19 protein-coding genes and 1 pseudogene are annotated in these 23,777 nt (G+C 72.3%); 18 read left to right on the top strand and 2 right to left on the bottom strand.

All coding sequences use genetic code 11. From position 1 onward, the window contains the following. The first annotated feature begins 12 nt into the window (after positions 1-12). From BM290_RS09995 to BM290_RS09975, 5 genes are all read left to right on the top strand, one after another. On the top strand, positions 13-1,029 hold the full coding sequence (locus BM290_RS09995; protein WP_239143201.1) for a LacI family DNA-binding transcriptional regulator: 1,017 nt from the start codon (positions 13-15) through the stop codon (positions 1,027-1,029). Between the two features lie 41 nt (positions 1,030-1,070). After that, a complete protein-coding gene (locus BM290_RS09990) occupies positions 1,071-2,162 on the top strand; it encodes a glycoside hydrolase family 53 protein (protein WP_093612279.1) in 1,092 nt (363 codons plus the stop codon). A gap of 24 nt (positions 2,163-2,186) precedes the next feature. After that, positions 2,187-3,290 carry a glycoside hydrolase family 53 protein gene (locus tag BM290_RS09985; protein WP_093612277.1) on the top strand — a complete coding sequence of 368 codons (1,104 nt, stop codon included), beginning with the start codon at positions 2,187-2,189 and terminating at the stop codon, positions 3,288-3,290. A 471-nt stretch (positions 3,291-3,761) separates the two neighbouring features. Beyond that, positions 3,762-4,184, top strand: a complete 423-nt coding sequence (gene paaI, locus BM290_RS09980) for a hydroxyphenylacetyl-CoA thioesterase PaaI (RefSeq protein ID WP_239143202.1) — start codon at positions 3,762-3,764, stop codon at positions 4,182-4,184. An 8-nt stretch (positions 4,185-4,192) separates the two neighbouring features. Continuing rightward, complete coding sequence (locus BM290_RS09975) at positions 4,193-6,721, top strand: AfsR/SARP family transcriptional regulator (protein WP_093612275.1); 2,529 nt, start codon at positions 4,193-4,195, stop codon at positions 6,719-6,721. On the opposite strand, the gene BM290_RS09970 is transcribed toward BM290_RS09975, so the two are convergent. Both BM290_RS09970 and BM290_RS09965 read right to left on the bottom strand, forming a co-directional pair. Next, on the bottom strand, positions 6,702-7,892 hold the full coding sequence (locus BM290_RS09970) for an ATP-grasp domain-containing protein (RefSeq protein WP_093612273.1): 1,191 nt from the start codon (positions 7,890-7,892) through the stop codon (positions 6,702-6,704). The genes BM290_RS09975 and BM290_RS09970 overlap by 20 nt on opposite strands. After that, entirely contained in the window at positions 7,892-9,148 is a 1,257-nt protein-coding gene (locus BM290_RS09965; RefSeq protein WP_093612271.1) for an ATP-grasp domain-containing protein, read from the bottom strand. Before BM290_RS09965 ends, BM290_RS09970 begins: the two co-directional genes overlap by 1 nt. A 108-nt stretch (positions 9,149-9,256) precedes the next feature. Between BM290_RS09965 and BM290_RS09960 the strand changes: the two genes are divergently transcribed. The 13 genes and pseudogenes from BM290_RS09960 (at position 9,257) to BM290_RS09905 (ending at position 23,766) form a co-directional block, all read left to right on the top strand. After that, complete coding sequence (locus BM290_RS09960) at positions 9,257-10,234, top strand: ATP-grasp domain-containing protein (protein WP_093612269.1); 978 nt, start codon at positions 9,257-9,259, stop codon at positions 10,232-10,234. Then, on the top strand, positions 10,231-11,454 hold the full coding sequence (locus BM290_RS09955) for an AMP-binding protein (RefSeq protein WP_093612267.1): 1,224 nt from the start codon (positions 10,231-10,233) through the stop codon (positions 11,452-11,454). Before BM290_RS09960 ends, BM290_RS09955 begins: the two co-directional genes overlap by 4 nt. Further along, entirely contained in the window at positions 11,451-12,689 is a 1,239-nt protein-coding gene (locus BM290_RS09950; RefSeq protein ID WP_093612265.1) for an MFS transporter, read from the top strand. Before BM290_RS09955 ends, BM290_RS09950 begins: the two co-directional genes overlap by 4 nt. A 73-nt stretch (positions 12,690-12,762) precedes the next feature. Next, positions 12,763-13,572 (top strand): annotated as a pseudogene (locus BM290_RS49625) (SDR family NAD(P)-dependent oxidoreductase); the annotation flags it as partial. Continuing rightward, positions 13,564-14,211 (top strand): TIGR03086 family metal-binding protein, encoded by a 648-nt coding sequence (locus BM290_RS49620; RefSeq protein WP_239143205.1) that lies wholly within the window; start codon positions 13,564-13,566, stop codon positions 14,209-14,211. The pseudogene BM290_RS49625 and the gene BM290_RS49620, both read left to right, overlap by 9 nt. Next, positions 14,208-15,527, top strand: a complete 1,320-nt coding sequence (locus BM290_RS09940; protein WP_093612261.1) for an AMP-binding protein — start codon at positions 14,208-14,210, stop codon at positions 15,525-15,527. Before BM290_RS49620 ends, BM290_RS09940 begins: the two co-directional genes overlap by 4 nt. Beyond that, positions 15,524-15,760, top strand: a complete 237-nt coding sequence (locus BM290_RS09935; protein WP_093612259.1) for an acyl carrier protein — start codon at positions 15,524-15,526, stop codon at positions 15,758-15,760. The genes BM290_RS09940 and BM290_RS09935 overlap by 4 nt, the downstream gene beginning before the upstream one ends. After that, positions 15,757-17,055: a flavin monoamine oxidase family protein gene (locus BM290_RS09930; RefSeq protein WP_093612257.1), complete on the top strand. Its 1,299-nt coding sequence runs from the start codon at positions 15,757-15,759 to the stop codon at positions 17,053-17,055. Before BM290_RS09935 ends, BM290_RS09930 begins: the two co-directional genes overlap by 4 nt. After that, positions 17,055-18,740 carry a class I adenylate-forming enzyme family protein gene (locus BM290_RS09925; RefSeq protein ID WP_093612255.1) on the top strand — a complete coding sequence of 562 codons (1,686 nt, stop codon included), beginning with the start codon at positions 17,055-17,057 and terminating at the stop codon, positions 18,738-18,740. The genes BM290_RS09930 and BM290_RS09925 overlap by 1 nt, the downstream gene beginning before the upstream one ends. Next, positions 18,737-20,044, top strand: a complete 1,308-nt coding sequence (locus BM290_RS09920; RefSeq protein ID WP_093612253.1) for a KamA family radical SAM protein — start codon at positions 18,737-18,739, stop codon at positions 20,042-20,044. The genes BM290_RS09925 and BM290_RS09920 overlap by 4 nt, the downstream gene beginning before the upstream one ends. A 60-nt stretch (positions 20,045-20,104) precedes the next feature. Continuing rightward, positions 20,105-22,159 carry a TRAP transporter permease gene (locus BM290_RS09915; protein WP_093612251.1) on the top strand — a complete coding sequence of 685 codons (2,055 nt, stop codon included), beginning with the start codon at positions 20,105-20,107 and terminating at the stop codon, positions 22,157-22,159. Further along, positions 22,156-23,154 carry a TAXI family TRAP transporter solute-binding subunit gene (locus BM290_RS09910; protein WP_093612249.1) on the top strand — a complete coding sequence of 333 codons (999 nt, stop codon included), beginning with the start codon at positions 22,156-22,158 and terminating at the stop codon, positions 23,152-23,154. Before BM290_RS09915 ends, BM290_RS09910 begins: the two co-directional genes overlap by 4 nt. 111 nt (positions 23,155-23,265) lie before the next feature. Next, positions 23,266-23,766: a SigE family RNA polymerase sigma factor gene (locus BM290_RS09905; RefSeq protein ID WP_093612247.1), complete on the top strand. Its 501-nt coding sequence runs from the start codon at positions 23,266-23,268 to the stop codon at positions 23,764-23,766. The last annotated feature ends 11 nt before the right edge of the window (positions 23,767-23,777 follow it).

Below are 23,777 nucleotides of genomic sequence, written 5' to 3'. Positions count from 1 at the left end.
ATGATCCCGAACGTGTCGCGCAAACGGCCCACCATCCGCGACGTCGCACGAGAGGCCGGCGTGTCCTACGCGACGGTCTCCCGCGTGCTCAACGGCCGCGACTGGGTCAGCCCGGAAGCGGTCCGGGCCGTCCGCGACGCCATCTCCCGGACCGGGTACACGGCGAACCCGCACGCCCGGTCGCTGGCCACCGGGAAGTCCGGGTCGATAGCGTTCCTGCTCACCGAGCCGCAGCACCTGCTCTTCGAGGACCCGAACTTCTCGGTGCTGCTGCGTGGGGTGGCGCAGGCCCTCTCCGACCGGGAGCTGACGCTGATCCTGATGATCGCGTCGACCCCGGAGGAGCGGAGCCGGGCCATCGCCTACCTGTCCGGCGGGCACGTCGACGGGGTGCTGCTGGTGTCGCCGCACTCCGGTGACCCGCTGCTGCGGCAACTGGTCGAGGCCGAGGTGCCGATCGTGGCGTGCGGCCAGGTGCTCGGTTTCGAGGACCGGATCAGCTCGGTGTCGGCCGACGACTGGGGCGGCGGCCGGTCCGCCGTCGAGCACCTGCTCGCCCAGGGCTGCCGGCGGATCGCCACGATCACCGGGCCGCAGGACACCTTCGGCGGGGTGTTCCGGCTGCGCGGCTACACCGACGCGCTGACCGCGGCCGGGATCACCGTCGACCCGGCCTGCATCGTGCACGGCGACTGGAGCCGGGCGAGCGGCGCGGCCGGGATGCGTACGCTTCTCGACCGGGTGCCGGACATCGACGGGGTGTTCGCCGCGTCCGACGCGATGGCAGCGGCCGCTCTGCCGGTGCTGCGCGAGGCCGGGCGTGAGGTGCCCGGTGACGTACGGGTCGTCGGCTTCGACGACTCGGGGCTGGCGGCCACCACCGAACCGCCGCTCACCACGGTCCGTCATCCGCTGGAACGGATCAGCGAAGAGATGGTCCGGCTGCTCACGGATGTGATCGCCGGGCGTACCCCGCTCTCCATCACCGTGCCCACGAGCCTCGTGGTGCGCGGAAGCTCCCCCGCCTGATCAACACCCTTTCTCGTCATGGACGACCTCAAAGGAGTGTCATGAAACCGTCCCTTGCCGTCGCCGCCTTCCTCGCGGTGGCCCTCATCCCCTCACCCGCGCTGGCGCACGGCAGCGAAACCATGCGTGGCGCCGACGTATCCACCCTCCAGCGGTCGATCGAGCTGGGACAGAAGTTCTACGACGCCCGTGGCCGCCGGGGCAACCCGTACGAGATCCTCCGGCAGGCCGGCGTCAACTACGTCCGGCTGCGTGTCTGGAACGACCCGGCCAGCGGCTACTCCACCAAGGAGAAGGTGCTCGAGCAGGCCCGCGCCGCCAAGGCCGCCGGGCACAAGCTGCTGATCGACTTCCACTACTCCGACACGTGGGCCGACCCGGGCAAGCAGTTCGTCCCGAAGGCGTGGCAGGGCCACGACCTGGCGCAGCTGGAACGGGACGTCCACGACTACACGTACGACATCTGCACCAGCCTGAAGCGGCAGGGCACCACCCCGGACAGCGTGCAGATCGGCAACGAGATCAACGTCGGCATGCTGTGGCCCGCCGGTCGCGTCGACAACAGCGACTTCGGACCGCTCGCCCGGCTGCTGAACGCCGGCTACGACGCCACCAAGGCGTGCAGCCGGCGGACGCAGGTCATGGTGCACACGGCGCTGGCCGGCAACATCGACGCCGCCCACTGGTTCTACGACGGCATCACCGCGGCCGGCGCCCGGTGGGACATCACGGCGCTCTCCTACTACTGCATGTGGCACGGTTCGCTGGCCAACCTGGCGACCGTGATCGGGGACGTGAAGTCCCGGTACGGCCGGCCCGTGGTGATCGCGGAGACCGCCTACCCGTACACCACCGAGAACTACGACCACCTGGAGAACATCATGCTCTCCCCGGCCCCCTGCGACGGCATCCCCGCCACGCCGCGGGGCCAGGCGCAGGAGTTCGCCGCCGTGCAGACCACCGCACGCGACGCCGGCGCCGTCGGCGTCTTCTACTGGGAGCCCACCTGGACCGCGATCGACGGCAACGGCTGGGACACCGAGGACATCGAGAACTCCGGCAACGCCTGGGAGAACATGGCGACCTTCGACGACAGCGGGCGCATCAACCCCTATGTCCGCTGGCTCCGGTAAATCCCCGAGTCAAGGAGCAGCCCCATGAAACCGTCCCTCCGAGCCGCCATCTCGGCCGCGGTCCTCGCGGTCGCGCTGGTGGTGTCACCCGCCCCCGCACAGGCAGCCTCCCTCACCATGCTGGGCGCCGACGTGTCGTCGCTGCAGCGCACGCTCGACCTCGGCGGCAAGTACTACAACGCCTCGGGTGTCCAGGCCAACCCCTACGACATCCTGAAGACGGCCGGCGTCAACTACGCCCGGCTGCGCGTCTGGAACAACCCGGCCAGCGGTTACAACAACAAGGCCAAGGTGCTCCAGCAGGCCGCGGCGATCAAGGCCAAGGGCCTGAAGCTGATGGTCGACTTCCACTACTCCGACACGTGGGCCGACCCGGGCAAGCAGTATCCCCCCGCCGCCTGGGCGTCCTACTCGCTCGCCCAGTTGCAGACGGCCGTCTACAACTACACCTACGACGTCTGCACCAGCCTCAAGTCGGCCGGGCTCACCCCGGACAGCGTGCAGATCGGCAACGAGATCAACGTCGGCATGCTGTGGCCGAAGGGCCAGGTGGTGAACAGCAACTTCGCCCCGCTGGCGTCGCTGCTGAAGCAGGGCTACAACGCGACGAAGGCCTGCAACAGCGGCACCCAGGTGATCATCCACACCGCGGACGCGGACAGCATGACGAACATGCGGTGGTTCTACGACGGCATCAAGGCGGCCGGCGTCACCTGGGACATCACCGGCCTGTCGTACTACTGCATGTGGCACGGCACGCTCGCCAACCTGTACAACGTGATCGTCGACGCCCGGACCCGGTACGGCAAGCCGGTCGTGATCGTCGAGACGGCGTACCAGTTCACCACCGGCGACGCCGACAGCGAGAAGAACTCGATCCCCGGCACCGTGCTCTGCGACAACATCCCGGCCACCTCGGCCGGCCAGGCCCAGCAGTTCACCTGGGTGCAGAACACGGCCCGCAACGCCGGCGCCGTCGGCGTCTTCTACTGGGAGCCCACCTGGTACGCCATCAAGGGCAACGGCTGGGACCCGGCGAACATCAACGGCACCGGCGACGGCTGGGACAACATGGCCACCTTCGACTGGGGCGGCAAGGTCAACCCCTACATCAAGTGGACCGCGTGACCTTCTGACCGGCGGCCCGGTCCGGGTTTCCCCGGGCCGGGCCGCCCTTTGCGGTACGGCCACCAGGAGCACCCGGGCCACCCGGGCGGCACGGGCGATCCCCGGCGGCCCTGCCGCGCCGCCGGGCTGCTGCCCGCCTCACCGGAGACGGCTGGTTCGGGCACGGTTGTCGCCGGTTTGCGGCTGATCGCGGGGTTCTGGAGTTTGGTCGGAGCTGTCGCGTGTGCCGGGACAAAACCGCCGCGCGCAGGGCAGAACCGATCTCTTGCTGCTGTTAGGTGCGAACAGTCGCGGCTCGGTGAACATGACTAATGAGTCATACGTCGGCCGATGCCGTCAAAAGGCTCCGGAGAAAGCCATCAAAGGGGACATTGACGTGGGTGGAACGGTTGTCACGTTGCGCAAGTGCGCTGTGTCGGCACCGTTAGATTCGCTCTCGATCTCACCGTCACGACCGGGAGCATTCACACGATGGACACGATCCAGCCGGCCACAGCCATGTACGACAACGACGTCACCTGCCGGACTCTCGGCATCCAGCTGGACGACCTCGGGCCGGGCCGGGCCCGGATGCGGATGCGGGTCGCCGGCACGATGGCCAACGGGCACGGGAGCGTGCACGGCGGGTACCTGTTCCTGCTGGCGGACGCGGCGTTCGCCTATGCCAGCAACAGCCACGGCCCGGCCGCTGTCGCGCAGCACGCCCAGGTCACCTTTCTGCGGGCCGCCGCCGTCGACGAGGAGCTGGTCGCCGAGGCGGTCGAGCGTGGGCGGGCCGGGCGCACCGGGGTCTACGACGTGACAGTGCGCCGGGCGTCCGGTGAGGTGGTCGCCGAGTTCCGCGGCCAGAGCGTGATGCTGAGCGGCCGTCCAGTGAACGGGCCGGGACACTGACCGGCCTCGTGGTGGAGATCGCGCTGCTCGGGCCGGTCGAGGCCTGGACGGACGGGGCCCGGGTCCCGCTCGCCCCGCTGGAACGCAGCGTGCTGACGTTGCTGGCGCTCGCCGAGGGCACCGTCCTGTCGACCGAGCGGATCATCGAGAGCCTGTGGGCGCTGCGGCCACCGGCGGCGCCGCGGGCCCGCGTACAAGGCATGATCTCGTCCTTGCGCCGGAAGATCGGTGACGCGCTGGTGACCCGGGACCCGGGCTACTACCTCGCGCTGCCACCCGCCGCCTGTGATGTGCGACGGTGTGAGGAGCTGGCCCGGCAGGCCGCGAGGGCGCAGCCCGCCGAGGCCGCCGCCAAGCTGCGGCAGGCCCTGGCGCTCTGGCGGGGCGAGCCGCTCGGCGGGGTTGCCGTGCCCGGCGTCGAGGCCGATCGGGTACGGCTGACCGAACTGCGCATCGCCCTGCTGGAGGACTGTCTCGAGGCGGAGCTGGCGCTGGGCCGGCACGCCGAGCTGGTCCGGGAGCTGGTCACCGCGGTCGCCGAGCATCCGTTGCGGGAGCGGCTGACCGGGCAGTTGATGATCGCGCTGTACCGGTCGAACCGGCGGGCCGAGGCGTTGCTCGCCTACCAGGCGTTGCGCGAACGGCTCGCCGGCGAGCTGGGCAGCGACCCGTGCGCCGACGTCCGCGCGCTGCACGCCTCGATCCTGCGCGACGAGGACGCCGCGCCGCGGCCCGAGCCCGCCCCCGCGCAGCGGCCGGCCGGGATGGGGCAGCGACCGGCCCAGATGCCGGCCGGGGTCGGGCATTTCGCCGGGCGGGAGGCCGACCTGGCGGCGCTGACCGCGGCACTGCCGGAGCCCGGCGCCGATCCGCGGATCGTGCTGATCTCCGGCGCCGGCGGCCTGGGTAAGACGGCCCTGGCCGTGCGCTGGGCGCACCACGTCGCCGGCCGCTTCCCCGACGGCCAGGTCTTCGTCGACCTGCACGGCTCGGCGAGACGGGAGGCGGCGCCGGAGAAGGACACCGTCCTCGGCCCGGACGCGGCGGTCGGCGCGGCCCTGGCCGCGCTCGGTGTCCCGGCCGACCGGCAGCCGTCCGGGCTCGAGGAGCGGGCCGCGATGTTCCGGACCCGTCTCTACCACCAGCGCGTCCTGCTGGTGGCCGACGACGCGGGCGCCGTGGCGCAACTGCTGCCGCTGGTCCCGCCGACGTCGGGCAGCCTGCTCGTGGCGACCAGCCGCAACCGGCTGACGGCGCTGGCCGCCCACCACGAGGTACGGACCCTGCCGCTGCGCCCGCTCGCCGCCGCGGCCGCCCGTGAGGTGCTGGCCGGGATCGTCGGCCCGGACCGGCTCTCCGGTCCGGGCGGCGACGCGGTGGTCGCGCTGTGCGGCGGCTGGCCGCTGACGTTGCGGCAGGCCGGCGCCATGCTCGCCGCCCGCTCGGCCCAGCCGCTCGCCTCGTTCGCTGACGAGCTGCGGGAACGCGCCGACACCCTGACCGTCGCCGACGACCCGCGGACCGTGCGGGCCGCTCTGGCACAGGCCCGGATCACCGTCGACCCGGCGGCCGGGCGGCTGTTCGACCAGCTCGGCACCCTCCCGGCCGGTTCGGTACGCCTCGACCTGGCCGCCGCCGTGGCCGGGCTGACCCGGTCCCGGACCAGGCGGCTGCTGGACGAGCTGATCTCGGCGAACCTGATGGTGGAGACCGGCCCGGACCGCTACGGCTGGCACGACATGGTCCGCCGCTACGCCCGCCGTCGCGGCATCGGCATGAGCGACCGGGACGTGGCCGTCGAGCGCGCGATCCGCTGGTATCTGGCCGCGCTGGACCGGCTGGCCGATCCGGAGTTCGCGGCCGAGCGGGCCGACCTGCCGATCCTGGCCCGCTGGGTGGCACAGCGCCGCGACCCGCAGCTGACGTGGGATTTCGTCAGCCGGGCGTTCGCCGTGACCCCGGCCGTCGGCGTCGAGGCGTGCGAGTCGGCGCTGGCCGCCGCACACCGGCTGGGCGACCAGCGGATCATCGGGGCCGCGCACACCCAGCTCGGCTCGGTGCTGCTGACCGACCCGGCGCGCGCCGACGACGCGGGCGCCCACCTGCGCCGGGCGATCCAGCTGCTCGGTCCGGACCAGGAGGATCACGTCCGGATCGCCACGTTCGGGCTGGGCGCGCTGCTGGCCCGGCAGGGGCGGCCGGCCGAGGCGGGCTCGCTGCTGGAGCGGACGCTGGACCTGCTGGACCCGAGCCGGGAGCCGCTGGCCTCGACGATCGCCCTCTACGCCCACGCCGACCTGCTGGTCCGGGCCGGTTCGGCCGACCGCGGGCAGGAACGGTTCGCGCAGGCGCTGATCCTGTGCGAGGCGGCCACCGGCACCCGGTTCAGCCGCGCCCGGCAGATCCTGGACGCGCATGTCGGCGCGAGGTTCGTGGCCTACCTGAGCGACGCCCTGGACGCTCCCCGGGTCAGCACCACCGACCGGCGGCTGGCCCGGAACCTGTTCGGGTCCGGTCTCAGACCGGTTCCGCACTGACCCGGAACGCCGCCGCGGTGGCCGTGATCGCCGCCTCCACCTCGGCCGACGTCCGCCCGCGGAACCGGAACCGGCCGCCGACGTGCTCGTAGTAGGCGTCGGCGGCCGGCAGGATCTCGCCCGGCCGCAGCAGCGCCTCCGCGTACGGTCCGGGCGCCCGGCCGGTCATCGAGCGGACCGCGGTGATCCGGCAGGGCCGGCGGGCCGGGGCGGGGGCGAGCAGCCAGCCGCCGACCTCGGTGAACCGTTCCGGCCCGGGACGCGGCGCCCGGCCCAGCGACAGGTGGAAGGCCGCCTCCATCAGGTCGTACCCGTGCAGCTCCCGCCACAGGAACGGGATCTCCGCGCCGCCGGCCCGGGCCCCGGCCTCCAGGAACGCGCACTCGCCGGTCGACCGGTCGAGGAACACCTCCAGATGGAACGCGGTGGGACGGCCGGACAGGGCGGCCAGGCAGCGGGCGCTGAACCCGCCGACGGCCGCGATCAGATCCGGGTCGTCCTCCTCGACCGAGCCGAGCAGGTCGCCGTCCCGGAAGCCGAGACACGTGTTCAGGTAGCGCGACACCCGGTACGGTCCGAGCGCCGCCCCGTCGAACCAGCCGTCGACGTGGTGGATCGGCCGCGGGTCGAACGACTGGGCCATCTGCCCGGCCAGGTCGAGCCCACGCAGGTCACCCGGGCCGTCCAGCCGCAGCACCCCGGCGCTGGAGCTCTCGGCGCGCGGCTTGACGATCACCGGCCAGCCGTGCCGGTCGCCGAACGCCCGTACCACAGCGGTCTCCCGCACCGTCGTCCACGCCGGCACCGCGAGCCCGGCCGCCGCCACCCGGCCGCACATCTCGACCTTGTCGCGGTACGGCCGGACCTGCTCCGGCGTCCACCCGGCACAGCCCCACTCGCGGCGCAGCTGCGCGGCCACCAGCAGGTCGTCCTCCTTGAGCGCGACGATCGCGTCGGGCGGCCCGAACTCGTGCGCCAGCTGCTTGACCCGTTCCGCCACCGACGGCAGATCGTCGGTCGCGTCGACCAGCAGCACCGCGGCCGCCTGCGGGGGCACCGCCGACGCGCCGACCTCGGTCGACACGTAGGTGACGGTGTGCGCGTCATGGTCGAGGTACCGGCCGTACTCCGCATACCGGGCGCGCCACCGGTGGATGACGACGACGTGCATCAGGAGTCCTCGTCCAGCTCGTAGAAGGACGGCCCGTCCAGGTAGCGGAACGTGCCGAAGTCACGGTCCACGATCTCCTCGATCGGGTGCATCAGGTTGACGATCAGCGGAGTGCTCAGATCGTCGACCGTGCGCCGCAGCCGTCCGCCGGGCGACACCACCGGCCGTACGTCGTAGAGGCTCTCCAGACTCTCGATCACACCCATCAGGGGGTACGCCCGGAGCCGCGCCTCGACCGTCGAGACGGCCCACGCGCTGACCACGTGCTTGCGGATCTCGTAGTCGACTCCGGCCCGATACCCGAATCGGCGTGGCCGCACGTACGCGTCGACGATCCACTCCAGCTGGCCCTCGCCGAGAGCGGGCCCGCAGAACCCGGGCAGGTCCAGGCCGGCCATCCGGGCGCCGGCCTCGACCAGGCACGGCCCGTCCGGGGTCAGCTTGATCTCCAGGTGGGCGGCGCCGTAGCCGATGCCGAGCGCGTCGAGGACGGCCAGCGCGTACGGCACCAGCCGCTCCTGGACCGCGCCGTGCCGGGGCAGCAGACGGACCCCGCAGGTGAGGTCGGTGATGCCGTTGGCGGTGAGCTTCTCGTACTTCCAGATGTCGGTGACCTGGTGCTGCCCCTCGCAGCTGACCGTGTCGACCACGTACTCCCCGCCGGCCAGGTACTCCTGGGCCACCACCGCGTCGTTGCGGTTCGAGAAGATGTTCTCGCTGCCCAGGATCTTGCGGTACGCGGCGACCGACTCCTCCGGGGTCGAGCAGAAGTGCACCCCGTCGCCGGCGGCGCTGCGGATCGGCTTCACCACGATCCGGCCACCGATCCCGGCGTGCCAGCCGGCCAGCTGGGCGGCGTCCTCGACGAGCAACTGCCGGGTGGCCCGGAGCCCGGCCGCCCGCAGCGTCTCGATCTGCACGTACTTGTCACGGCGGGCCACGCTCAGCGCGGTCCCGTTGTTCGGCAGCCCCAGCAGCTCGCCGAGCAGGTCGGCGAACTCGACACCGACCTCCCCGCCGGCCACCACGGCGACCGGGTCGTGGTCCTGGACGGCGGACAGGGTGGCGTCCAGGTCGCCGGTGTGCACGATGTTGCCGGCGTACGGGGACAGGTCGAACGCGCCCCGGTAGACCAGCGGCGCCTCGGGTGTGCTCTGCACCCGGACCACCCGGTATCCGGCCTTGTGGAAGACGGGCGCGAGGCGCCGGGTCGGGGCGTACGCGTCGACCATCACGACAGTGCGGGAATCGCTCATCGCCCGACCGTCGGCGCCGTCGCTGCGGATTCGCTGCAGATCGGCTGCACACGCCGTCTGTAGTGGATCCGTACCGGATCCGCAGCGACGGGAACCAGGCTTCGGCCCATGTTGCAGCGGATGTTGTGGATCTTCCCGGACCGGGAGTCGACCCGGACCGCGGCGCAGTGGAACGCCGCGTTCTGGAGCACCTATCAGGAGGTGGCCGCCGAACTGGGCCTGACCTGGGAGCGGACCGCGCCCGAGGCGGTCACCGTGGACGCCGTCGACCCCCGGTCGCCCCGGGTGTACGTCGACGGCCGGCAGGTGACCCCCGAGGACACGCTCTTCGTCACCTCGCCGTACACGCTGCCCTACCAGGCGGCCGACACCTTCAACCAGTTCACCCTCTACGCGGTGCTGGAGCAGGCCGGTTTCTACCTGCCGCACCCGCCGTGGCTGGCCGCGCTCGGCAACGACAAGATGGCCACCCTGCTGTTCCTGCGGGACGCGCCGATCCCGCCGATCCCGACGGTACGGATCAGCGCCGGCCGTGACCTGCTCTACGACGAGTTCCTCACCGCCTGCGAGCACCTGACGTACCCGGCGATCGTGAAACCGGCCGGCTGGGCCGCGTCCCGTGGCATCAACCTGGCCCACGACGCCCACGACGTGCGCGGGCTGCTCAGCCTGGCCCAGGGCGGCGACACCACGCTGGTGTTCCAGCCCTACCTGGGCCGGGCGACCCGCGACTACCGGATCCACATGGTCGACGGGAAGCCGCACACCACGCTGGTGCGCATCCCCGGCGACGGGGCCCGCTACCCGCAGTACAGCACCGGGGCGAAGCTGCACTACACCGAGCTGCCCGCGGAACTGGCCGGGACCGTCGACTACTTCACCAAGAAGCTGCCGATGCCGTACTTCTGCGTCGACTTCCTGCACGACGGCGAACGGTTCTGGCTGTCCGAGGTGGAGCCGGACGGCGCGATCATGTGCCCCGACCGCGGCGACCCGGAGGTGGTACGGCAGAACCGGGCGATCGTCCGCGACCGGTTCCTGGCCTACCGCGACTGGCACACCCGCTTCCTCGGCGGTGCCCTGTGACCAGCGACTTCTTCTCGTCCGCCCCGCTCGCGCTGGAGACCGTCCGGGACACCCTGGCCAAGCTGCGCTCGGTGCCCGCGCTGACCGCCCGGTACGCCGACATCGTCGCCCTGGACAGTCTCGAGGATCTGATCCACGTGCCGGTGATGCGCAAGGACGAACTCAACATCGCTCTCGATCACCTCAAGCCGAAGGCCCAGCACGGCGCGACGTGGACGTTCCAGAGCGGCGGCAGCACCGGCTCGCCGAAGCTCGGCTACGCCCCGACCGGCCTGTACATGACCGAGGTCTACGAGCAGTGGAAACCGCTCGGCCCGGACGACCTGTTCGTCAACGGCTGGGGCGCCGGCAAGCTGTGGGGCGCCCACTACCTGATGGGCGCGTACGCCGACCTGACCGGCTGCACCGGCATCGGCCTGGGCGCGGTGAACCGCACCGAGTACGACGTGTGGCTGGAGTTCTTCGCCGCCCGCGGGGTCACGTCGATCGGTGGCACCCCGAGCGTGCTGCGCCCGATCATCGGCCGGGCCCGGGAGATCGGCGTCAAGCTGCCCGACCTGCGGACCGTGCTGTGGCTGGGCGAGGCCTGGAACCCCGGCCTCGACGAGGACCTGCCGGTGGTCGCCCCGCAGGCCCGCCGGTGGGGGCTGTTCGGCAGCACCGAGACGTGGGTGGCCGGCACCAACACCCCGCAGTGCGCCGACGACACCTGGCACCCGCTGCCGTCCCAGCTCGTGCACGTCGGCCCGGACCAGCTGATCGACTTCACCTCGCTCAAGCCGCACGGCCTGAACCCGGTGCTGCGCTACCAGACCGGCGACGCGGGGGAGTGGGTGACCTGCACCTGCGGGGTGCCGGACCGGGCGCTGCGGGTGCTCGGCCGGCGCGACGGCGAGGTCAAGTTCCGGGGCCTGCTGCTCAACGCCGACGCCCTGCTGCGTGAGGTCGCCACGGTGCCCGGCGTGCTGCAGGCGCAGCTCGTGCTCACCGAGTACCCGGCCCGCGGCAGCACCCTCGAGGTGCTGGTCGTCCCGGCCCGGGACACCGCCGACGGCCTCGCCGCCCGGGTCCGCGACCACATCCTCGGCTCGGCGTTCGGCGGCCCGAGCACCGCCTTCCACCGCGATCCGGAGGCCCTGGCGGTACGCGCCACCGCCGCCCTGATCCACAACGAGCGCACCGGCAAGGTGTCGCCCCTGGTGCAGCGGACCGCGACATGAGCCTCGGGCGGGACTTCAACCGGCTGTGGCTGGGCCAGAGCGTCAGCAACGTCGGCGACCGGATCAACCTGTTCGTCGTCCCGACCGTGATGATCCTGCTGCTGGACGCCTCCGCGTTCCAGGTGGGCCTGGTCGGGATGGCCCAGTACCTGGCGATCCCGCTGCTCAGCCTGGCCGCCGGCGTGCTCGTCGACCGGTGGGACCTGCGCCGCACGCTGATCTGGTGCGACGTGATCCGGGCGCTGGCCATCGTCACGATCCCGGTCGCGTGGTGGCTGGACGTGCTGTCGGTGCCGCTGATCTTCGTGGTCGTCGCGCTCGCCAACGCCACGGCGGTGTTCTTCAACATCGGCTACACCGCGACCATCGCCGCGATCGTGCCGGACACCGGCCGGGTCCAGGCCTACGCGAACCTGGAGGGCAGCCGCAGCGTCGCCGAGGTGGTCGGCCCGGCCGTCGCCAGTGGCCTCTACCGCCTGCTCGGCGTCTGGTCGCTGCTGGTCGACGCGGTCACCTTCCTCTTCTCGGCGATCACGATCAAGAGCATGCGGCCGTACGGGGAACGCCGCCCCCACCCCGAGCCGATGTGGTCACGGCTGGTCGCCGGTGTGCGCCTGAACTGGGACGACCCGGTCCTGCGCGGCACGATCCTGGGCACCACGCTGCTCAACTGCGGCGGCCCGATCTTCGTGACAGTCCTGCCGATCCTGGCGTACCGGGGGCTCGGGTTGTCCGTACCCCAGCTGGGTCTGGTCATGTCGGTGGCCGCCGTCGCGGCCGTCGCCGGCGCGCTGCTCGCCCAGCGGGTCAGCCGCCTGATCGGCCCGGCCCGGATGATGCCCTGGTCGGTCTTCCTGCACTGCCTCGTCGGCCTCGGCGTCCTCGCCGCCCCGGCCCTGAACAGCGCGATCGTCCTCGGTGTCACGCTGAGCCTCTACGGCCTGTTCATGGTCTGGTACAACGTCAGCACCGCGGCGGTCCGGCAGGCCCGCGTCCGCCCGGCCGACCAGGCCGTCTCGCACGCCGCCTTCCGCACCATCACCTGGGGTGTCATCCCGTTCGCGGCGTTGCTCGGCGGTGTTCTCGTCGAGCAGCTCACCCCGGCCCACGGGGTCCTCGGCGCGGCCCGGATCACCATGGCCGGCGGCACGCTGATCGGGGTCCTGTTCGCCTGGATCCCGATCGCGCCCACCCAGGCCCGCCTGAACCGTGAACGAACGGCGGTACCGGCATGAGCGAGCCTGCGAGCGAATCATCGGGCAATGTCTGTGACTCATGCCGACGCCGGAGCGCAGCGGAGGTGGCGGCATGAGCGGGCCGAAACGGGTGGTGCTGATCACCGGCTGCTCCTCCGGCATCGGCCGGGAGACGGCGCTCCTCGCGGCGCGCGCCGGGTTCACCACGATCGCCACGGCCCGCGATCCCGGCCGCCTGGCCGGCGAGCCCTTCGAGGCCCGCCGGATGGACGTCACCGACGAGGAGTCGATCGCCGGCTGCCTGGCCGGGGTGATCGCCGACCACGGCCGCCTGGACGCCGTGGTCAACAACGCCGGCGTGGCCAACACGTTCACCAGTGTCGAGACCGCGGGGATGGCGCCGTTCCGGGCCGGGTTCGAGGTCAACCTGTTCGGGGTGGTGGCCGTGACCAGGGCGGCCCTGCCGCTGCTGCGGGCCACCGGCGGCCGGGTCGTCACGGTCGGCAGCACCCGCGGGCTGATCGGGCAGCCGTTCAACGAGGCGTACTCGGCGGCCAAGTTCGCCGTCGAGGGGTTCCTGGAGAGCCTCGCCCCGATGGCCGCGGCCACCGGTGTCCGGGTGGTCCTGGTCGAGCCGGGGCCGGTCCTCGGCACCGCGTTCGGCGCGAACGCGGGCGTCACCCGGGAGTCGCTGCTCGCCGAGGCGGGGCCGTACACCGAGGCGCTCACCGACTACCTCGACCAGGTGGCGCGCGGCGGGCATCCGGGCGCGCAGACCGGCCGTGACGTGGCGGAGGTCCTGCTGCGCGCGCTGACCGACGAGGCGCCGCCGTTCCGGATCATGACCAGCGACTGGGGTACGGAGTACGCGCGCACCAAGCTGGCCGACCCGTCCGGCGCGGCGGTCCTGGCGATGACCCGATCCTTGCTGCTGCCGCACACTCTCGACCTGCACCGGCGGGCCGTGCTGCGCACCGTCGCGCTGGTCGACGCGATCGGCGACGAACAGTGGAAGCAGCCGACGCCGTGCGCCGAGTGGACGCTCGCCGAGCTGGTCGAGCACATGACCCGGGAGAACCGCGGGTTCGCCGCCGCCGTCCGTGGCGAACGGATGTCGGCCGCCGGCTGGGACACCCCGATCGGGGCGGACCTGCGGGCCGAGCACGCGTCGTCGGCGGACGAGGTGATCGCCTCTTTCGCGGGGGAGAGCGCCCTGGCCCGTACCGTATGGCTGCCGGCGATCCGCGACGGCATCACCCTGCCGGCCCGCGAGGCCCTCGGGTTTCACCTGCTCGACGCGGTGGCGCACGGCTGGGACGTGGCCGCGGCGACCGGCCGGCCGTTCGACGCCGACGACGACACCCTGGCCGCGGTCCGCGCTGTCGCGGAGAGCGACGTGCCGGACGGGCCCCGGCGGCGCCGGCCGGGGGCGACGTTCGCGCCCGCCGTCGCCGTCCCGGACGACGCGCCGGGACTGGACCGGCTGCTCGCCTTCCTCGGCCGCGACCCCGGGTTCCGCTCCGCGCGGTCACCCGGCTCGCCCTTCCGGGGGCCGCGATGAGCGGGTCCGGAGTTCTCACCGGCTTCCTGGCCGCGGCCCGGGAGCACGCCGACCGGCCGGCGATCCGGGACAACGGCACCGAGATCAGCTACGCCGAACTCGCCGCCCGGGTCCAGGCACACCGGGCCGGGCCGGGCACGAACGTCGTCCCGGCCCGCCACGACACGGCCACGATCGTCGCGCTGCTCGGCATCTGGGCCGGGGGCGGCACCTACTGTCCGGTCGACCCGGGATTCCCGGAGACGCGCCGGGCCGCGATGGCGTCGGCCGCCGCGCCGGCCGGTGACCCGTCGACGGCGTACGTGCTGTTCACGTCCGGGTCGACCGGGGAGCCGAAACCGGTCGCCACGTCGCATCGGGCGATCGGGGCGGCCGTACCGTCGCTGCGCGAGCTCTTCGCTCTGTCGCCCGACGACCGGGTGCTGCAGTTCGCGTCGCTGAACTGGGACACCTGCTTCGAGGAGATCCTTCCGGCGCTGACCGGCGGGGCGTGTCTGGTGTTCGACGCCGACGCGCACTCCGGGTCGTTCCCGCGGTTCCTGCGGATGGTCGAGCGGGAACGGATCAGCGTGCTGGACCTGCCGACCGCGTTCTGGCACGAGCTGGTCGGCCACCTGCACGACAGCGGCTCCGTCCTGCCGGACTGCGTGCGCCTCATGATCATCGGTGGGGAGGCGGCCGCGCCGGCGAAGGTCGCCCGGTGGGCCGCGGCCGGCGGCCGGGCCCGGCTGCTCAACACCTACGGCTGCACCGAGACCACCCTGATCACACACGCCGTCGAGCTGCACGGCGGCGAGGACCCGGTGCCGATCGGAAGGGCACTGCCGCACGTGATCCAGCGGCTCGACGACGGTGAGCTGCTGATCGGCGGGCCGGCTCTGGCCGACGGCTACCCGGGGCTCCCGGAGGCCACCGCGGAACGGTTCGTGACGATCGGCGCCGAGCGGTTCTTCCGGACCGGCGACCGGGTCGCGGCGGGCCCCGGCGGCGTCCTCCTGCATCGCGGGCGGGTCGACCGGGCGGTCAAGATCCGTGGCATCCGGGTCGACCCGGCCGAGGTGGAGGCGCATCTGACCGGCCATCCGGAGGTACGGGCCGCCTTCGTCACCGCTGTCACGGCCGCCGGGCGCACCACGCTGACCGCCTACGTCGTCGCCCGTCAGCGGACCCCGGACCTGCCCGCCCGGCTCACCGCCCACCTGCGCGGACGAGTTCCCGCGCACCTGGTTCCCAGCCACATCCGCGTGGTCGACCGGCTCGCGTGGACCGCGAGCGGCAAGGTCGACCGGCGCCTGAGCGAGGAGATGCTGAAATGAACGTCCACCAGGCGACCGCCCTGTTCCGGCGGGTGCTGGAGAACCCGGACGTCACCGAGGAATCCGACTTCTTCGACGCGGGCGGCGACTCGCTGCTGGCCACCCGGGTGCTCAGCGCCGTGGCCCGCGAGCACGGCGTCGAGCTGACCTTCGAGGACTTCCTGATGGCCCCGACCCCGGCCACGCTGGCCGGCACGGTCACCGCCGGCCCGCTCCCGGGCGGTCCCGCATGAGGGTGGTGGTGGTCGGGGCCGGGCTGGCCGGGCTGACCGCGGCCACCGACCTGGACGCGGCCGGCGCCGACGTCGTCGTGCTGGAGGCCCGCGACCGGGTCGGCGGGCGCACCCACGGCATCGAGGTGGCGCCCGGCGCGTGGGTCGACGCGGGCGCCGCCTATCTCGGTGACCGGCACACCGAGCTGCACAAACTGATGGCCGGCCTGGGCCTGTCGGCGACCCCGACGGCGATGCGCGGCGACAGCCGGTTCGCCCTCGGGCACGGCGGGAAGACCCGCGCCGGGCGGTTCCCGCCGCTCAACGCGGTCGCGCTGGGCGAGATGTTCGACCTGCTCCACGACCTGACCTACGGCCCGGACACGCCCTCCGACACGATGACCGCCGCCGACTGGGCGGCAGCGAACCTGCCGCACCCCGACGCGCGGCTGTTCTTCCCGCTGTTCCTCGGCGAGATGATGGCCGCCGACCCGGCCGCGATCTCGGTCCGGCACATGGCCTTCTATCTGCGCTCCGGCGGAGGCATCAGATACCTCAACGCGTTCGAGGGCGGCGCCCAGCAGGACCGGGTGCTCGGCGGCGCGCACCAGGTGGCCGAGCGGCTCGCCGAGCAGCTCGGCGATCGTGTGCGGCTCGCCCGGCCGGTGCACGCCGTCGACCAGTCCGGTGGCCGGGTCGTCGTCGAATCCGGCGACCTGCGGGTCACCGGCGACGCCGTCGTGATGGCCGTGCCGCCGCTGCTGGCCGAGGCGGTCGACTACCGGCCCGGCCGGCCCGCGCCCCGGGCCACGGCGGTCACCGGGCGAGGCTGCGCGGTCAAGGCGCAGCTCGTCTACGACCGGCCGTACTGGCAGGAGCAGGGGCTCTCCGGCTGGTCGGTGAGCGCCACCGGGCCGCTGCTGTCGACGGTGGACGACTCGCCGCCGCAGGGCGGGGCCGGGGTGCTGACCGGGTTCGTCACCGGCGCCGAGGCGTACCGGTTCGCCGGCCTGACGCCCGCCGCCCGCGAGGCCGGGGTGCTGCGGCAGGTCCGCGAGCTGTTCCCGCAGCTGCCGCCGCCGGTCGCCGTGCACGTCACCGACTGGGTGAACGAGCCGTACAGCAAGGGCTGCTACGCGGCCGTGTTCGGGCCCGGCGACTGGACCCGCCTCGGGCCGCACCTGACCACCCCGCACGGGCGCGTGCACTGGGCCGGCACCGAGACCAGCACCGAGTTCTTCGGGCTGATGGAAGGCGCGATCCGATCCGGCCACCGGGTGGCCGCCGAGGTTCTCTCTCTCGAAGGGAAGCAGTGATGACCGACAGTCCGATCGCTCCGCTGAGCGTGCGTGAGCAGTTCATGACCGAGCCCGGCCTGGGGGCCGGCAACTTCCTCGACCACGCGGTACGCCTCAACCCCAACCGGGCCGTGCCGATGATCTACACCCACAGCGCCGACCCGCGCGGCCGGGTCACCCTGCGCGGGCACAGCCTGCTCGATCTGGTGGCGCTGCGCGACCGGTACGCCAGGTGGTACCGGGCCAACGGCGTCCGGCCCGGCGACCCGGTCGGCATCGTGGTCGCCGAAGGACTGGAGCCGCTGATCCACTACCTGGCCCTGACCGCGCTCGGCGCCATCCCCGCGATGATCAACGACGCGATGCGGCTCGACGTGCTGCTGCGCTACCTGGAACACGTCGGCGTGGTCGGGGTGGTCGCCGACGACACCACCCGGCTCGCCTCCGCCTACCGCGCCGCCCCCGCCCGGCGGCCCCGGTTCCTGGCGCTCGCCGCCGAGATCCAGGCCTTCGACGACAGCGCCGCCGAACTGCCGGGGGAGTACCCGTACCGGCACGAGCCCGACGACGTGTGCGCGCTGATCCACTCGTCCGGCACCACCGGCACCCCCAAGTCGACGATCCTCGGCCACCGCAGCTTCTGGGACGGCAAGCAGCCGCGGATGACCCGGTTCCCGGCACAGCCGTACGACCGGCTCATGTCGCTGATGCCGCACACCCACGCCGGCGGGCTCAGCTACTTCCTCACCGCGGTCCTGCTCGGCCTGCCCACCGTCGTCATGGGCGACTGGCGGCGATCCGTGGTCGAGCCGGTGATGGAGGCGTTCCAGCCGACCATGCTGGCGTCCTTCCCGCGGACGTTCGTCGAGCTCGCCACGGGGGAGCTGCCGGTGCGCGGCGCCGCGAAGGTGCACTCCTGGTTCAACACCGGCGACTCGGCGCACTACGGCCACATCCGGCGGCTGGTGACCCTCGGCGAACGGCCCGCCGGACTCGTCGCCGCGTGGCTGCTGCCGCCCGGCGCCGACGCCGGCGCGCCGCTGCCCGGATCCCAGTTCGTCGACGGGCTGGGCTCCTCCGAGATGGGCATGGCCCTGTTCGGCGGGCTCACCACCCCGGAGACCCCGCGCAACGACAGGTGCGTCGGCAAGGCGCAGGAGGCGGTGATCAAGGCGGCGGTGCTCGACGAGAACGGCGACGAGGTGCCCGACGGGACGGTCGGGCTGCTCGGGGTGATCACTCCGTCGCGTACCCCCGGCTACTGGAAGAACCCCCGCCTCACCGCGAGTTTCGAGCTCAACGGCTTCTGGCTGACCGGCGATGTCGCCCGTCGCGACAGCGACGGAAACTTCTACCACCTCGACCGTACGGTCGACGTCATCGACACCGCCGACGGCCCGGTCTACAGCCTGCCCGTCGAGGAGGTGCTGATCGCCGACTGCGCCGACGTCGTCCTGGACTGCGCGGTGATCGGCGTGCCCGGCCCCGACGGCCACGCCCAGGTGCCGATCGCCGTGGTTCAGCTGCAGGCCGGCGCACCCTCGGACGGGCTGCTGGAGAAGGCCGGCAAGGAGCTCGCCGCGGCCGGCCTGGCCCCCCTCGCCGCCGTCGAGATCGTCCGGGACTTCCCGCTCGGCCCGACCGGCAAGGTGCTCAAACGCGAGCTGCGCACCCGTTACGCCGGCATGTTCCACCGGGCATGAGCGGGTACGCCTACACCCGGGCCGCGCCGGCCGAACCGGACTGGCGCCGCCTGCCCGGCTGGCGGGAGGTCACCCCACGGCAGTGGCGTGACCCCCGCTGGCAGCGGGTGCACAGCGTCCGCAACGCCCGAGCGCTGCACGCCGTCGCCGGGAACCTGCTCGGCGACGACGTCTACGCCGACCTCACCGCCGATCACTCCCGCACCGCCACCATGTCGACGCTGCTCACCCCGCAGATGCTCAACACGATGGCGGTACGGGACTCGGCGTCGTTCCGTGCCGACCCGATCCGCCGCTACATGCTCCCGCTGCTCAGCGACCGGGATCCGCGGTGGCCGAGTCATCCGTACGCCCAGCGCGACTCGTTGCACGAGGCCGAGATGTGGGTGACCGAGGGCCTGGTCCACCGCTATCCCACCAAGGTCCTCGCCGAGCTGGTCACCACCTGCCCGCAGTACTGCGGCCACTGCACCCGGATGGACCTGGTCGGCCAGTCCACCCCGCAGGTGACGAAGGCCCGCTTCGGGCTGCGCTCCGGCAACCGCCAGGAGCTGATGCTCGACTATCTGAAACGCCATCCCACGGTCCGCGACGTGGTCGTCTCCGGCGGCGACGTGGCGAACGTGCCGTGGCCGCAGCTGGAACACTTCGTCACCCAGCTGCTCGACCTCGACGCGATCCGCGACATCCGGCTGGCCAGCAAGGCGGTCATCGGCCTGCCCCAGCACTGGTTGCAGCCGGAGGTGACCGACGGCATGACCCGCCTGGCCACCACAGCGGCCGCCCGCGGCGTCAACCTGGCCGTCCACACCCACGCCAACCACGCCCGGTCGATCACCCCGCTGGTCGTCGAGGCCGCCCGCACCCTGCTGCGAACCGGCGTCCGCGACGTCCGCAACCAGGGCGTCCTGATGGCCGGGGTCAACGACGACCGATCCACGCTGCTGGACCTGTGCTTCACCCTGCACGGCGAGGCCGGCATCACCCCGTACTACTTCTACCAGTGCGACATGATCCCGAACGCCGAACACTGGCGCGTCCCGCTGCACCGCGCCCAGTCCCTCCAGGACGAGATCATGGGCCACCTCCCCGGATACGCCACGCCCCGCATCGTCTGCGACGTCCCGTACGTCGGCAAACGCTGGGTCCACCAGGCCGCCGCCTACGACCGCACCCGCGGAATCTCCCACTGGACCAAGCCGTACGCCGACACCCCCGGAACCGTCTACCCCTTCTACGACCCGATCAGCTCCCTGCCCCCGTCCGGCCGGTCCTGGTGGCGGGCACAGGGGGTGGGTCGTTGAGGGGGCGTGAGGGAGCGGCGTGGATCACCGGACGGGAAGGGGCGTAGTACTGTCCGGTTCATGGGCGATGATCGATCTTTGGCGGGGGCCGCTCAGCGGCTGGCCGAAGGGGAGGCGGCGGCGCCCGCTGTGCACTACGACGATGAGGAGCGGCCGGCCCGGGTGCTCGGCGGGCGGGTCGGGGCGGCCGTGTCGGTGGCCGCGTTCGCCGTGGCGGTGCTCGTGTTGTGGCAGGTGTTCCGGCCGCTCGCCCAGGGCAGCCAGTACTACCTGATCATCTTCCTGGCCGGCACGCTTCCGCTCGTCTTCCTGGCGTACCGGTCGGGCTGGGGCAAGGGGCGGGAATCGCCCTCGGTGAGTGACTGGGTTCTCGCCGCCGCCGCATTGCTGGTCTGTCTGTATCCGTTGAATCCGTTCGACGGCGGCTACGACGGGTTCCTGTCGCGGCAGGGGCTGCTCGAACCGGTCGACGTGGTGTTCGGCACGGTGCTGCTGGTGCTGCTGATCGAGGCGTGCCGGCGCACCACCGGCTGGGCGCTGCCGGCGGTCTGCCTGATCTTCCTCGGCTACGCCTACTACGGCGGGCTGCTGCCGCAGACCTGGCCGATCGCACATGCGGGGCTCGACTTCGGGCAGATCGTCGACGCACTTTACAACTCCGGCAGCGGGTTCTACGGCACGCCGCTGGACGTGGCGGCCACCTACATCGTGCTGTTCACCATCTACGGCGCGGTCCTCGACCTGTCCGGGGCGAGCCGGTTCTTCGTCGACCTGTCGGTCGCCGCCTTCCGGCGGTCGCGCAGCGCGGCGGGACGCACGGCGGTCGCTGCCGGGTTCCTTCTGGGCACGGTCTCCGGTTCGGGTACGGCCACCGCCGTCAGCGTCGGCGCGGTCACCTGGCCGATGCTGCGCCGGGCCGGTTATCCGCCGGAGCAGGCCGGGGGCATGCTGGCCGCGGCCGGGGTCGGCGCGATCCTCTCGCCGCCGACGCTGGGCGCCGCGGCGTTCATCGTCGCCGAGTACCTGAACGTCTCCTATCTGACCGTCCTCGGCTGGGCGATGATCCCGACGGTCCTCTACTACCTGGGCATCCTGCTGGCGGTGGAGATCGACGTGCGGCGGTTCGCGGTGCGGGCCGTCGACGCGCCGCCGACCAGCGCGTGGCGGCTGCTGACCCGGTTCGGCTACCACTTCTCGTCGCTGATCGTCATCGTGGTGCTGCTGGCGCTGGGGCAGAGCGCGACCCGCTCGGTGGTGTACGCGACGATCCTCGCCGGCATGCTGTCGTTCCTCGACCGTGACGCCCGGCTCACCCCGCCACGGATCTTCGCGGCGCTGGCGGCCGGGGTGCGCGGGGTGCTGCCGGTCGTCGCCGTGTGCGCCGCCGCCGGGGTGATCACCGCGACCACAACGAAGACCGGCCTCGGCGCGCAGTTGGCGTCGCTGCTGGTCAACGGCGCGAAGGCGATCACCGACGAGCCGGCCGCGGTGCTGGCGCTGACCGCGGTGCTGGCGGCGTTCGCGCTGGCGCTGCTGGGGCTGGCGGTGCCGGTGACGGCGAGTTTCATCATCGGCTGGGTGATCATCGGGCCGGCGCTGCTGACGCTCGGCGTGCCGGCGCCGGCCGCGGCGATGTTCGTCTTCTACTACTCGGTGCTGTCCGAGGTGACCCCGCCGACCGCGCTGGCCGCCGTCGGCGCGAGCGCGATCACCGGCGGCCGCACCATCGCGACCATGTGGCAGGCCCTCAAGTACGCGCTGCCCGCCTTCCTGGCGCCGCTCGCGTTCGTCCTCACCTCCAACGGCGAGCATCTGCTGGCCCGCGGCTCGTTCGCCGGGATCGTGTGGACGACGGTGGTCGCCGGGCTCGCGGTGCTCGGGCTGGCGATCGCGACCGGCGGCTGGGTGCCCGGGGTGGGCCCGGCCGGCCGGGTGAGCCGGGTCGCGGCGGGACTGTCCGGGCTTCTGCTGCTGTACCTGGAGACGGCCAGCGTCCTCGCCGGGCTGACCGCGCTGCTGGTGGCCGTACTCCTCGCCGGTCTGGAACGACGCCGGCCCAAGACCCCCCTTGAGGTTCGCCCCTTGCCGCACCACCCTCCTGAAGGAGAAGCATGAGACGAATAGTGGGTATCACGCTGGTCAGCACGCTCGCGGCCGCCACCGCGGCGTGCGGCGGCCGGCAGGACACCGCCGGCACCGACACCGGCGGCGCTGTCACCTGCGAGGTGGCCCAGGCCACCCGTGTCGGCATCGCCACCGGTAACGCCATCGGCGTCTACTTCGCCGTCGGCAACGCGTTCGCCGAGCAGGTCAACGCGGTGGGCAAGAACGTCCAGGCCACCGCGTCGGAGACCGGCGCGTCGGTGCAGAACATCCAGCAGCTGGTCGCCGGCACCTACGACGTGGCGTTCTCGCTGGCCGACACCGCCGCCGACGCGGTGAACGGCACCGGCAGCTTCACCGCGAAGCAGCCGGTGCAGGCGCTCAGCCGGATCCACACCAACTACACGCAGGTGATCGTCCGCAAGGAGGCGGGCATCAAGGACGTCGCCGGGATGAAGGGCAAGCGGGTCTCGACCGGCTCCCCGAAATCCGGCACCGAGGTCATCGCCAACCGGGTGCTGAAGGCGGCCGGGCTGGCCGAGACCGACGTGCAGGCGCAGAAGCTGGACCTGACGAAGACCGTGGACGGGATGAAGGAGGGCACGATCGACGCGATGTTCTTCTCCGGCGGCCTGCCCACGCCCGGGATCACCGACCTGCTCACCACCGGTGCGGACAAGGTCGATTTCCTGGACATCACGCCGGTTCTGCCGGAGCTGCAGAAGATCAACGAGGTCTACCAGGAGGGGGTCATCCCGGCCGCCGTCTACAAGACCCCGGCCGATGTGAAGACGATCGTGGTCCCGAACGTCCTGCTCGTCCGGGAGAACCTGGACCCGAACGTGGCGTGCGTGCTGACCAAGACCCTCTTCGAGCGCAAGACGCAACTGGAGCAGGCCAACGCCGCGGCCAAGGAGATCAGCCTCGACACGGCCCGGAAGACGAGCCCGGTGGTCCTGCACCGGGGCTCGGCGAAGGCGCTCGACGATCTGAACGCCCCTAAGTAGAGGTTGCGGGGAGGCCGGTCCGGCGGCCTCCCTGCAACTTTCCGCCGCAGCCGTGCAACCCCGCGCCATGGTCACCTCGTGTTTAGCGGACCGACAGGATGGGGGACCGGCATGAGCGACCGCGACCGTGATCGCGCGTTCGCCGAGTATTTTGCGGCACGGTCGTCCGCTATGCGGGCGACTGCTTTCCTGCTGTGCGGCGACTGGCATCGCGCCGAGGACCTGACACAGAGCGCTTTCACGAAGCTCTACCTGCGCTGGAACCGGGTGCAGAGGCACGAGTCGCTCGACCCGTACCTCCGCCGGGTGTTGATCTCGTCCTTCATCGACGAGGGCCGGTGGGGCTGGTGGCGGCGGGAGCGGCCGCACGACGCCCGGATCGAGCACGCGGCGGACCCGGAGCCCAGCGAGGACCGGGTGACGCTGATGCGGGCGCTCGCCCAGGTGCCGCCCCGGCAGCGGGCCGTGCTGGTGCTGCGTTACTGGCAGGACCTCTCGGTGGAGGAGACCGCGGCGGCCCTCGGCTGCACCGCGGGAACCGTCAAGAGCCAGGCGGCGCGCGGCCTGGAGACGCTGCGAACCCTGGTCGCCCATCCTGTCACGGCCGACTGAGGGGAACCGAC

This window comes from Actinoplanes philippinensis (assembly GCF_900113015.1).
Classification (GTDB): domain Bacteria; phylum Actinomycetota; class Actinomycetes; order Mycobacteriales; family Micromonosporaceae; genus Actinoplanes; species Actinoplanes philippinensis.
The sequence above is the reverse complement of the archived record's forward strand: the minus strand, read 5'-3'. Positions and strand labels throughout refer to the sequence as shown.